Origin of the sequence: Romboutsia sp. 1001216sp1, assembly GCF_039841805.1 — a bacterium.
In the GTDB taxonomy this organism is placed as follows: domain Bacteria; phylum Bacillota; class Clostridia; order Peptostreptococcales; family Peptostreptococcaceae; genus Romboutsia_C; species Romboutsia_C hominis.
In genome coordinates this window covers 1-11,867 of record NZ_JBDPHA010000025.1, presented here as the reverse complement: position 1 = coordinate 11,867, position 11,867 = coordinate 1, and the positions used below count along the sequence as shown (strand labels likewise).

The window sequence follows — 11,867 nt, the reverse complement described above, 5'->3', positions numbered from 1 at the left end:
TTTATGTTATTTATAATAACAATAATAGATGTTTATATCAACTGATTTTATATATATATTTAAAATTTTAAAATCTTCCTATATATACTTTATTCATGTATTTTATAATCTATTATAATTTATATTAATTTAATTTATATATAAGAAATACATACATAAAAAAGCTATAAACTCTGGTTTTTAATTCCTATAGTTTATAGCTTTTTTATATTTTATGCTAATTAAATAGCTTATTTCTTATTTTAGTATTTATATTAAAATTATAAACGAGTATCCCAAGAATCACAGAATGCATCAACTGAGCTTACGCCTTTAAATTCAGATTTTCCCATTATCTTTTGTATTACTTGATGTATAGTATTTTCATTATCTGTATATGCATTTATATATGTTGGTACCATTGGTACATCTATTAAGTGGAATGGATTATTTACAGATACACATACTGTAGGTAGTTCTGTAACATACCAAGGAATATCTGGACCCATTGGCATAGCCCATGTTATACGACGTACATTACTTTGAGAGAATCCTTGTACATTTACAAACAGCATTACTGCATCAAACTTATCAACAAAATCTTTTATTGGAGTCATAGCTAATAATTGCTTTCCATTTAAAGATGTATTTGGATCGAATACTTCTACCTCAAATCCTTGTGCTTCTAACTCATTTTTCACTTTATCTTGTAAGCTACCTGTTCCTGCCATTGATACTTTAGATGCAAACCCTGTTGAGTCTACAGTATATAGCATTATTCTTTTGTGAGTTTCTGGCGTTATTGGTAGTTGATTTTTAGTGTTTTTAACTAAAGTTATAGCTTTATCTGCTACATCTTTTGCTACTTCTAAGTGTTTTTCACATCCTATAACAGATAAATTTTCTTTTGGTGGCATTAATGTATTTGATTCTTTTTTCTTATGTAATTTTAACATAGCTTTAAATGCAAGTACACGAGTAACAGCTTCATCTAAACGCTCATGAGTTAATATTCCATTTTCAAGTCCTTTTTTCATAGCTTCAACATCTTCATCTTTATCTCTATAATAAAGTATCATATCGCATCCTGATGCTATTGTTGTAGGTATCATATCTTCTCTTCTTATCATAGAAGTAAGTCCTACCATATGAGTTGCATCAGTAAGTATTAATCCGTTAAATCCTAATTGTTCACGAAGTAATCCTTGTAATAATTCAGGTGCTATAGTAGCTGGCATTATCTCATTATCTTTTATGCCTGGCTTTAACTTTCTTGAGTATTCTGGAAGTCTTATATGTCCTATCATTACAGATTCAACACCTGCATCTATCATTCCCTTATATACTTTACCAAATTCATTATCCCACTCTTCACAACTCATCATATTATTAGTTGTAACTATGTGTTGATCACGCTCATCTAATCCATCTCCTGGGAAATGTTTCATACAACAAGCAAGACCTGCATCATTTGCACCTCTTAAATATTCTTTTGACATTTCAAGTACAACATCTGCATCACTTGAGAAACAACGGCTAGATACAACACAGTTTCTCCAGTTTTTATTTATATCAACTATAGGTGCATAAGTCCAGTTGCATCCTATAGCAGCTGCTTCCTTACATCCATAATATCCTAATTTGTATGCATTTTCTTTATCTTGTGTAGCCCCTATTGTTACATGGTATCCTATATGTGTTCCACCACCAATACCACCATCTCCTCCAGCTTCTATATTAGCTGCTATTAGTGCTGGTATTTTACTAGTATTTTGTATAGTCATATTTTGTTCATATAACTTATCAGCTGACATATTAGAATATCTAAATCCTCCCATGCCATATTTATTAATACGCTCTTTTATCTCTTCTTCATTGTTATTCCAAAGCATATCTACAAATACTTGTCCTATCTTTTCATCTAAAGATAATCCCGCTAATGTATCTTCTACCCACTTGATATCCTCATCTTCTAAGTAAAATGGTTTTGCTTTTAAATCTATTTTCATTTTAATCCCCCTTTTGATAAATGTCTTTTTAGATTTATAATCATAAGGTATATAAAATTTATATACCTTATTTGATTACTATTTTTTAATATTAACTAATTCTGAATTTAATACGTATATAAATTTATCACTTATCTGACCACCTGCTAATTCTGCTAATTGATCAATTGTCATACCTTCTAACATACCTGCAGTTGGGCCCTCTAGCATTTGTCCAAAATATTTTTCAATTATAGATTTAGTTTCTTCATTGGCCATTAATTCTTTAAATTTACATTTTGTTGAATATACATCATCTGTAATATTAAGTTCTTTAATTTCAACATCATCAAACTTGTTTTTATCATCATTAAACCAATTTGTAACTACTCCACCTTTATCTTCTGGACAGTCATAAATAGAATTTCTTTCATCTACTTTATTAAATATAGCAAAATCCGTGTAAACTTTGCCTTCACTCTTTGCCACTACTTTTACTTCATTTTGTCCATCTACTAACTCTATATTTTCAAAGTTAAATATATGATTTGAATTTAATGTAGCTACTTCTTCGTTATTTACAAATAAAGTTAATTCATTTAAGTTAGAGTATACTTTGACATTTATAAATTTATTTTCTCTATCAATATATCTTTTACTATTTATATGAATAAATTTTTCATCTGACCAAAGTGATTTGTACATATAAAATGCGTCTTTTTTAACTTTTCTATCAAATGTTATTAAACCTTTATTATTTCTTCCTTTAACTCCACCTTCATCTCTAAAATCAGAACCAAAGTCAAAGAAATTCCATACGTATGTACCCCATACAAATTTTCTTTCATTAAATATCTTCATTACTTTTTCATGATATAGTGCATGGTACTCTTCTGTATAATCCTTTACTTGTGGATTATCTGTATGATACTTAATTATTCCTTCTGCACCATATTCTGATATACCTATACAAGTATCTGGATTTACCTTATTAAAATCATCTAACCATTGAGCAAATTCTTCAACTTCACCTTGATACCATCCATAATATTTGTTATAAGCCATTATGTCTGTATAATTATGAAACTCATCTTCATTTTCAACCATCATAACTTGTGCTTGAGTAGTTAAACGAGTACTATCTTCTTTTTTAGCTAGTTGGTGAAGTTCTTTAACTAGAGTTCTAAGCTCGTCAGTTATACCACCTATTTGTATTTCATTTTGTACTCCCCACATAACTATACTTGAATGGTTATAGTTTTGACGTATTAATTCAACTAATTGGCTCTTAGCATTTTCACCTTTTAAATCAGTCTTTGACATAACTGATATAAATGGTATTTCCGCCCATATTATCATACCTTCTCTATCACATAAATCATAGAAGTATTGATCGTGTTGATAATGAGCCAAACGTATTGAGTTAGCACCTACTTCTTTTATAAGTTTCATGTCTTCTTCATGATCCTTTTTGCTTAGTGCCCAACCTTTATCTTTTCTATCTTGATGTCTAGAAACACCATTTAACTTCATATGTTCTCCATTTAAGAAGAATCCTTCTTTAGCATCAAATCTATAGTATCTAAACCCTGTTGGTATTATTAATTCATCTAATACATCATTATCTTTCATTATGTATGCTTTTACATTATATAAATATGGATTTTTTACCCCATGCCATAGTATAGGGTTTTCTATATTTATTGGTAGTGATATTTCCCTAGATTCATTTGGGTTTAATAATATATCTTTTGCATTGTATTTTACAATATTTCCTTCTTTATCTAATACATCTATCCATAATTTTATAGCTTCTTCTTTTTCACAATCATTTTTTATTATTGATTTTACAGTTATGCTTGCACTTTCTTTAGTTATATTATCTTGTGACACATATACTCCTAAAGAACCTTCATTCATTAATTCAAAATGAGTTTTATCTGTAACAACTAGATTAACATCTCTGTATATACCACCATAGAATGTAAAATCTGCCCATATAGGATATACATCATCAACTATAGAGTTATCTACTTTAATTGCTATTGTATTGACTTTTCCATATTCTACTACATCACTTATATCAAATCTAAAAGTAGAATATCCTCCTTTATGCTCTCCTAAATGTTTTTCATTTAAGTATACATTTGTTATACTGTTTGATCCATTTAATTCTATATATATTTTCTTATTTTCATATTCTTTATTTATAAATATCTCTTTTCTATACCAGCAAGCTCCCTTATAAAAATCATTGCCTCCATCTATTCCATCTATAGCATTCCAAGTATGGGGGATGCTTATATTTTCCCAAGTGCTTAAATTAATGTCTTTTATATAAGCTTCTTTAATATCTTCTTTTACAAATTTCCAATTGTCATTGATGTTAATAATATTTCTCATAATATCTCCCCTTTGTAAAACATTTTCCTAAGATTAATACTAGTATATCATATATTTTGGTTTATTGGTATACTAGTATTAATTTTATTTTACAGGTTAACTTAACGACTTTTCAAATTCTATTACTAAACCTTCTTTTTTATTATAAATAAAATCACAAAGAATCTCATATATCACTACATGAGATTCTTTATGATTAAAATACGTTACTTTAAACTTAAATTAATATGTTTACAAAACACTCAAATAAAATTTAACCTTAAGCACCTTGTTTCTCTTTTATACTGTTTAATCCACTTTGAACTTCAGCCATTTTAGCTGCATCTAATGGATAGAATTTCATAGCTATTATAGATGCTATATGTCCAAATATTGGTACTATGTACATACACGTCATTATTAACCAGAAAAACTTAGTATCTGCTGGAGTATTTGGAACTATTACTGCATTTGCCATACCTATTATAGCAAGCCCTACTCCAAGTAATGTTGAACTAAATGATGATATTAACTTATCTATAAATGAGAATAATGTCCCCATCATACCTGGAACAAACTTTCCAGTTCTATATGTTTCATAGTCTGCACAGTCTGCTATCATTGGTATAACTATATTTCCTGATATCCCTGCAAATGCACCTTGAAGTATTGTTATAGATAAGAATAGTATAGTATTTAAATTTATATTAGTCATAGATACATTATCAAATGGTTGTATTATAATCATTGCAAATAACATTGCCATACTTAACCAAGTACCTGCAACAAAAGCTTTCTTTTGCCCAAGTTTTGATGCATATCTAACTCCAATTATTGTTATAATTATTGTTACTGGAGTTGTTATAACACTCATCTCACCTTGTAAACTAATATTCATCAATACGTTACCAAATAAATACATCTTAGTTGCATTAGCAAGAGTGCTTGCTAACTTATCAGTTGAAGCTGCTATAACTAGCATTTGTATAGCTCTATTTGACTTTATTATTGGCCAGTAATCTTTAAACTTAACTTGATTTGCTGCACTTCCGACACCGTAAAATTCTTTTTTATCTCTCCCTGATATACCTATAATTGCAAGTATTGTCATTACAAATGAAGTTCCACCAAATATTATTGCTGCCATCTTCCACATTTCAGGATTTAATAAACCATTTTCATATCCATCAGCAAACATTGGAGGTAATATAGAAGTTATTACTAATGCTGATACTGAAAATAATATACTATTATATATTGAATCAAATATTGTAAATAATGGTCTTTGCTTAGGGTCATTAGTTAATGACGCTTGTGCTGCTTTTGTACAAGCTGTTTGGAATGTGTATCCTATTATGTATATTACATATATTCCTAAAAGTACCGGAAATCTCATTGATTTACTAAGGTTTGGTACTACTCCGAATATTAAATACACAGTTATTAATAATATAATATTTCCAACTAGCATAAATGGTCTATATTTACCAAACTTAGTTTCAGTCTTGTCTATCATATATCCTATTATTGGATCTGTTATACCGTCAAATATTCTCATAGATGTTATAACTACCCCTATAGTTACCGCAGCTATACCTAGTATATTTTGACTAAATATTGCCAAGTAAGTCATTATAGACATTATTACATTTGTGGCAGTATTATTTAAAGCGAAAAGTCCTATTTGCCATAATTTAGCACTATTATATTGTTGTTTTGATACGTTAGACACTTTTTATTCCCCTTTCGATTATTAAATCTTTGAAATTGTTTTCCCAATCTTTAAAAAAAATTACTAATTAAAATCTATCTTCGTATCCTAATGCTTTTAAATTTCTTGCACTTATTTCTAAGCTTTCAAATGGATCTTTTCCATATGTATCATCTTGCTCTATAAATATATGTTCAACCCCTGTTTCTCCAGCTAAATCTATTATAGCTTTTATGTCTAAGTTTCCTTCTCCTATTTCAGCAAATTGAACCATTAATGCCATATTTGTCATTATTTGTTCCATTCCACCTGATAAGTCTATAGTTTGAGCTATTCTATAATCTTTTATATGTATTATCTTTATTCTTCCTTCTAGTTTCTTTATCCACTCTAATGGATTTACTCCTCCCCTTTGTAACCAATGAACATCAAGCTCAAATCCTAAATACTCTGGGTCACTTTCTTTAGCCATTATATCCATTATATACTCACCATCATATTTAGCAAATTCAACATGGTGATTATGATAATAAAGTTCTAGACCTTCTTCTTTTAATCTTTTACCAAATTCATTTAATTCTTTAGTATACTCAATTATCTTTTCTTTTGATCCTAAACAATCAAATGATATCATTCCTACTCTTATATATTTGCAATTTAATGCTTTAGTATCTGATACTATTTTGTCAAAGTCATCTCTTAAGTTTTCCATTTTAATAGAAGGCATTAAAGACTTTATAGCTGCACTAGTTGCGCATACTTTCATATCTAGCTCATCTAAACATTTTTTTATTTCAGATACATTTTCTTCTGTCATAGGTATTTGAGATAATTCTACTGTTGAAAATCCTATTTCTTTAACTCTTTTGAAAGTTTCAGTTATACCCATTTCTTGTACTTTTTCTCTAAGCATCATCATTTGAACGCCTATTGTTGGTTTTGTCATATTATTTACCCCCATAATATTTGTTTATTATCCTTAGATGAAGTTCTTATACTATCTATAATTTTTATAGAAGGTATGGCGTCATTTATAGTTATATAATCTTTAGTGTTATTTATTAAGCAATTATAATAATCATTTATAATTTCTTTATGGCTAGCTCCATAATAATGCTTACTTCCACTAAGTTTATCATCTTCTACTATTAAAACTTTTTCTCCACCTACTGATTTATATAATTTACTATCTTTTATAGTAAATTTACCCTTTTCAAGTATTACCTGTATCTCAACACTAGAGCTGTCACAATATGCTATTGTTGAAAAGAATAACCCTTTAGCCCCATTTGAGAAATTTATACTAGCACTAGCTGTATCTTCAACTTCTATATCATAATCTAATAAGTTACTAACCTGACCTTTTATAGAATCTATTTTTCCACCTAATAATTGCATTAAATCTAATGTATGTATAGACTGATTTATCATAACTCCACCACCAGCTAACTTCATACTACCTCTCCATGGCTTTATGTCATAATACTCTTTTGGTCTACTCCAAGTAACTATCCCCTTTATACCAATTACTTTTCCATATTCTTTAGAATTTACTATATTTAATAAGTGCTTTGTTGTTTTGTTGTATCTATTTTGTAGACATATACAAATATTAGAATCTGTATTGTCATGTAATTTTTTAAATTTATTAGCTTCTTTCGCGTTTAAACAAAGTGGTTTTTCTAGGAGTATGTTAACTCCTAGATTAGCCACTTCTTTAGTTACAGGATAGTGAAGGTAGTGTGGTAAACATATATGAACACAATCTAAGTTTTCATTTTTAATCATCTCATTATAGTCTGTATAAAATTTAGCATCTTTTACTAAATCTTTTTTATTTTCATCTATATCACATACTGCAACTAGCTTTGCATTTTTATTTGATTTAATTGCATGAAGATGAACCATAGAAACATCTCCTAGACCTATAATCCCTATTCTTAGTGCCATATATTTTCCCTTCTTTCTCCTATTTTTATTTATGCGTTAGCTTTTTCAGCTTCTCTTCTCTTGTTTAATTCTTCTAGGTATAAATCTTCATCAAATGGTAATTCTATATCTTTTCCTGTCCAGCTTGATAAGTGCATTGCATTTGATAATATAACTCCATTTATACCATCTGTTCCTGGTGCTAATAATTTTTTACCTTCTAATATAGCTTCAGTGAAGTTTATCATAACATTTATATGTTGAACTCCCCATTGATCTGGTATTTCAAATTCTTCAACTTCGAATAAATCTCCCATACCTTCTCCTCTGAAAAGATTTGCAACATCAGCAAAAGTTAATCTCTTGTTTAATTCATTTTCGCTTTCTTTCATTCTCTTAACTGTTACTTTCTTACTTCCTTCAACTACTATCTTACCTTTATCCCCGTGTATTTCAAATCTATCAGTTCCTAATATGTCATGTGTACAAGTTATAAATGTTCCAGTAGCTCCGTTTTCGTATTCAACAAAAGCAGTTACATCATCTTCAACAGCTATATTTCTGTGAGAACCAAATTGTAAGTTAGCTCTTACTTTAGTTGGCATTCCACATATCCATTGCCATAAATCTAATTGGTGAGGCGCTTGGTTAGCTAATACTCCTCCGCCTTCTCCTGACCAAGTTGCTCTCCAGTCACTCATATCATAGTATGCTTGTGGTCTCCACCAAGTAGTTATTATCCAGTTAGTTCTTCTTATTTCCCCTATTTCACCGTTATCTACTATTTCTTTTATTCTTTGATATAATGGGTTTGTTCTTTGATTAAACATCATACCAAATACTAAGTGTGGCTTAGACTCTGCTAATTCATTCATTTCTCTTATTTTCTTAGTATAAACGCCTGCTGGCTTTTCAACTAATGTATGTAAATCTCTGTTTAATGCTTCTATAGCTATTACTGGATGATCGTAGTGTGGTGTAGCTATTAATACAGCATCTATTTCTTTACTATCTAACATGTCTATGTAGTTATCAAAGAATTTTACATCTTTAGGTAACTTTTCATTAGCCCATTCCTTTTTAGCTGGGTTTATATCACAAACTGCTGTTAACTTAGCTCCTGCTACTTTTCCTTCTGCTAACCAACTAGCATGAGATCCACCCATTTGACCTATTCCAACTATCCCAAATCTTACTTGTTTCATATCGTCCCCTCCAAATTTGTTTAATCTAAACTCAATTTTTCCTAATATGTTTACTAAAGATTTATATTGAAGTGCATAAGCACTCTTTCCGTCTAGACCTTTGTCTTCTTTTATTATTTCATTAACATCTTCTAATTCTAAATCTTTTAATGAATCAAATATAACTAAGTGTGGCTCCATAGTTACAAAGCCTTTATATCCATTTTTTATAGCATCTGTTAGTATTTCTTCTATCTTACCTTCACCAGTTGCGCATACTACATTTTGATTATCACGTTTATTTGCATCTTTTATGTGGTAATATACTATATATTCTTTTAATAGTTCATAGCATTCTTTAGTGTTTTCCATACACTGAACAAAGTTTGCAAAGTCAAATATAGCTTTAAAGTTATCTGAATTTACACTTTTTAATATATCTAAGCATCTAGAAGATATATCTCCGTATATGTCTTTTTCATTTTCATGAAGTAGTATTATGTTGTGCTTTTTAGCTATTTCTGTAAATATATTTAATTTTTTTATAACTTCATCTCTATAGTCATCAGGATTTTTACCTTTTGGCATATAGAAACTAAACATTCTTATATACTTACACTCTAGTATACTTGCCATTTCACATAATTTTTCTAATAAATCTACTTGCTTATTAAAACCTTCTTCATCATCTATAAATACTTTACCTATAGGTGATCCTATAGAAGATACTTTTACTTTATATTCTTCTAATTTTGGCTTTATATAAGTTTTTAGTTCATCTATACTATATTCACTAAAATTTTTTTCATTTACCCCTCTTATTGATATATACTCCATACCAAGTTCTGTTACTGTTTGAAGTTGTGTATCAAAATCACTGCTTATTTCATCTGAAAATCCCGATATCTTTATATTTTCTAACATACGCGCCCCCATATAAAATGTTTTATCCTAAGAAGTATTTGTTTGAGTTGTTAAAACATATATCTTCAATTATTTGACCTAGTATGTCTAAGTCGTTTGGATATTCTCCATTCTCAACTAAGTTACCTATGTAGTTGCAAAGTATTCTTCTAAAATATTCATGTCTTGTAAAAGATAAGAAACTTCTAGAGTCTGTAAGCATTCCTACAAATTTACTAACTAATCCAAGTTGTGAAAGTGCCATTAACTGTCTTTCCATTCCGTCTTTTTGGTCATTAAACCACCATCCAGAACCAAATTGTATTTTCCCAGCTATGCCTCCACCTTGGAAGTTACCTATCATAGTACCTAGTACTTCGTTATCCTTTGGATTTAAACAGTATAGTATAGTTTTAGGTAGTTTATCTTCTACATCTAGACTATCTAATATTCTTGATAATGAATAAGCGATTTCCCCATCATCAATACTATCAAATCCTGCATCTACCCCTACTTTGTTAAACATTCTTGTATTATTATTTCTAAGAGCACCTATATGAAGTTGCATAACTAGATTTTTCTCGCTATACATCTTTCCTAAACTTATTAATGTAAAAGTTATATACTTATAAGCTTCTTTATCACTTATAGCTTCTCCAGATAAAACTTTAACAAAAATTTCTTCAACTTCCTCTATTGTTGAATTTTCAAAATAAACTCTTTCTAAACTATGATCTGTTATATTACATCCATTTTCTACAAAGAAGTCTAATCTATTTTTAAGTACTTTTAAAAGTTCACTGTATGTTTTTATTTCTACATTTTCTAATTTTCCTAAAGCTTTTATATAATCTATAAAACCTTCGTTTTTTATCTTAAGTGCTTTATCTGGTCTAAATGTAGGTCTTACTTTACACTCAAAACTTTCATCTTCTCTTATTTTTTTATGATATATTAAATCATCAGCTGGATCATCTGTAGTTCCTATGTATACTACATCTGACATTTCTATTAATTTTCTTGCACTTAGGTTATTTTCTTTGATACTAAGATTTGCTTTTTCCCATATAATCTCGGCTGTTTTTTCACTTAGAGTTTCTTCTATGTTAAAGTATCTTCTAAGCTCTAAATGAGACCAGTGATATATAGGGTTTCCTATTAAATAAGGCATCATCTTAGCAAATTCATTAAATTTTTCAAAATCAGTAGCATCTCCTGTGATATACTTTTCATCTATACCAAAGCTTCTCATAGCTCTCCACTTATAGTGATCGTGGTATAACCACATTTGAGTTATATTTTCATATGTCTTATCTTCTGCTATTTCTACTGCTGGTAAATGACAGTGATAGTCAAATATAGGCATTTTTGCTGCGTGGTTATGATATAATGTTTTTGCCGTGTCGCTATTTAATAGGAAGTCTTTATCCATAAACGTTTTCATATTTACCCCCATATATTTCACTTAATTAAATTTTAACTCTACTATAATATTACTCTATATTTTATTATATATTTTTGGATTATTTTTGAATTTATTTTCCTTTTTTAGACTATTTTTTCAAATTACTTATTCTTATTTATAGCCTCTATTAATCCATTTATATAAACTGCTCCTAAAGCTCTATCATATAGTCCATATCCTGGTCTTCCTGTTTCTCCCCATATCATTCTACCGTGATCTGGTCTATATGGTCCTTTAAAGTCATAGTCGCAGTATGCTTTTACTATTTCATAAAAATCAAGCGATCCACACTCAGATAAATGAGCTACTTCATTGAAACTACTTTC

8 protein-coding genes are annotated in these 11,867 nt (G+C 29.1%); all 8 read right to left on the bottom strand.

Annotation, left to right across the window (positions count from 1 at the left end):
* Positions 1-260 precede the first annotated feature (260 nt).
* Complete coding sequence (locus ABHC41_RS14360; protein ID WP_092925146.1) at positions 261-1,988, bottom strand: glycoside hydrolase family 3 N-terminal domain-containing protein; 1,728 nt, start codon at positions 1,986-1,988, stop codon at positions 261-263.
* 78 nt (positions 1,989-2,066) lie between these two features.
* On the bottom strand, positions 2,067-4,370 hold the full coding sequence (locus ABHC41_RS14355; RefSeq protein WP_195238274.1) for a glycoside hydrolase family 2 TIM barrel-domain containing protein: 2,304 nt from the start codon (positions 4,368-4,370) through the stop codon (positions 2,067-2,069).
* A 259-nt stretch (positions 4,371-4,629) separates the two neighbouring features.
* On the bottom strand, positions 4,630-6,081 hold the full coding sequence (locus tag ABHC41_RS14350) for an MFS transporter (protein ID WP_092925142.1): 1,452 nt from the start codon (positions 6,079-6,081) through the stop codon (positions 4,630-4,632).
* Between the two features lie 67 nt (positions 6,082-6,148).
* The gene (locus ABHC41_RS14345; RefSeq protein ID WP_092925140.1) at positions 6,149-7,006 is read right to left on the bottom strand and encodes a sugar phosphate isomerase/epimerase; all 858 of its coding nucleotides are present in this window, start codon (positions 7,004-7,006) and stop codon (positions 6,149-6,151) included.
* 5 nt (positions 7,007-7,011) lie between these two features.
* Positions 7,012-8,010, bottom strand: coding sequence for a Gfo/Idh/MocA family oxidoreductase (locus ABHC41_RS14340; protein WP_092925138.1), 999 nt, complete (start codon positions 8,008-8,010; stop codon positions 7,012-7,014).
* Between the two features lie 29 nt (positions 8,011-8,039).
* The gene (locus ABHC41_RS14335; RefSeq protein WP_330405512.1) at positions 8,040-10,097 is read right to left on the bottom strand and encodes a TIM barrel protein; all 2,058 of its coding nucleotides are present in this window, start codon (positions 10,095-10,097) and stop codon (positions 8,040-8,042) included.
* Between the two features lie 22 nt (positions 10,098-10,119).
* Complete coding sequence (gene uxaC / locus ABHC41_RS14330; RefSeq protein ID WP_166505647.1) at positions 10,120-11,520, bottom strand: glucuronate isomerase; 1,401 nt, start codon at positions 11,518-11,520, stop codon at positions 10,120-10,122.
* Between the two features lie 122 nt (positions 11,521-11,642).
* Positions 11,643-11,867, bottom strand: a 225-nt coding sequence (locus ABHC41_RS14325) for a mannonate dehydratase (protein WP_271893128.1), incomplete at its 5' end; no start/stop codon positions are given.

Coding starts and splice junctions, on each gene's coding strand:
- ABHC41_RS14335 (WP_330405512.1), bottom strand. CDS start 10,097: ATGTTAGAAAATATAAAGATATCGGGATTTTCAGATGAAATAAGCAGT.
- ABHC41_RS14345 (WP_092925140.1), bottom strand. CDS start 7,006: ATGACAAAACCAACAATAGGCGTTCAAATGATGATGCTTAGAGAAAAA.
- ABHC41_RS14360 (WP_092925146.1), bottom strand. CDS start 1,988: ATGAAAATAGATTTAAAAGCAAAACCATTTTACTTAGAAGATGAGGAT.
- ABHC41_RS14355 (WP_195238274.1), bottom strand. CDS start 4,370: ATGAGAAATATTATTAACATCAATGACAATTGGAAATTTGTAAAAGAA.
- ABHC41_RS14340 (WP_092925138.1), bottom strand. CDS start 8,010: ATGGCACTAAGAATAGGGATTATAGGTCTAGGAGATGTTTCTATGGTT.
- uxaC (WP_166505647.1), bottom strand. CDS start 11,520: ATGAAAACGTTTATGGATAAAGACTTCCTATTAAATAGCGACACGGCA.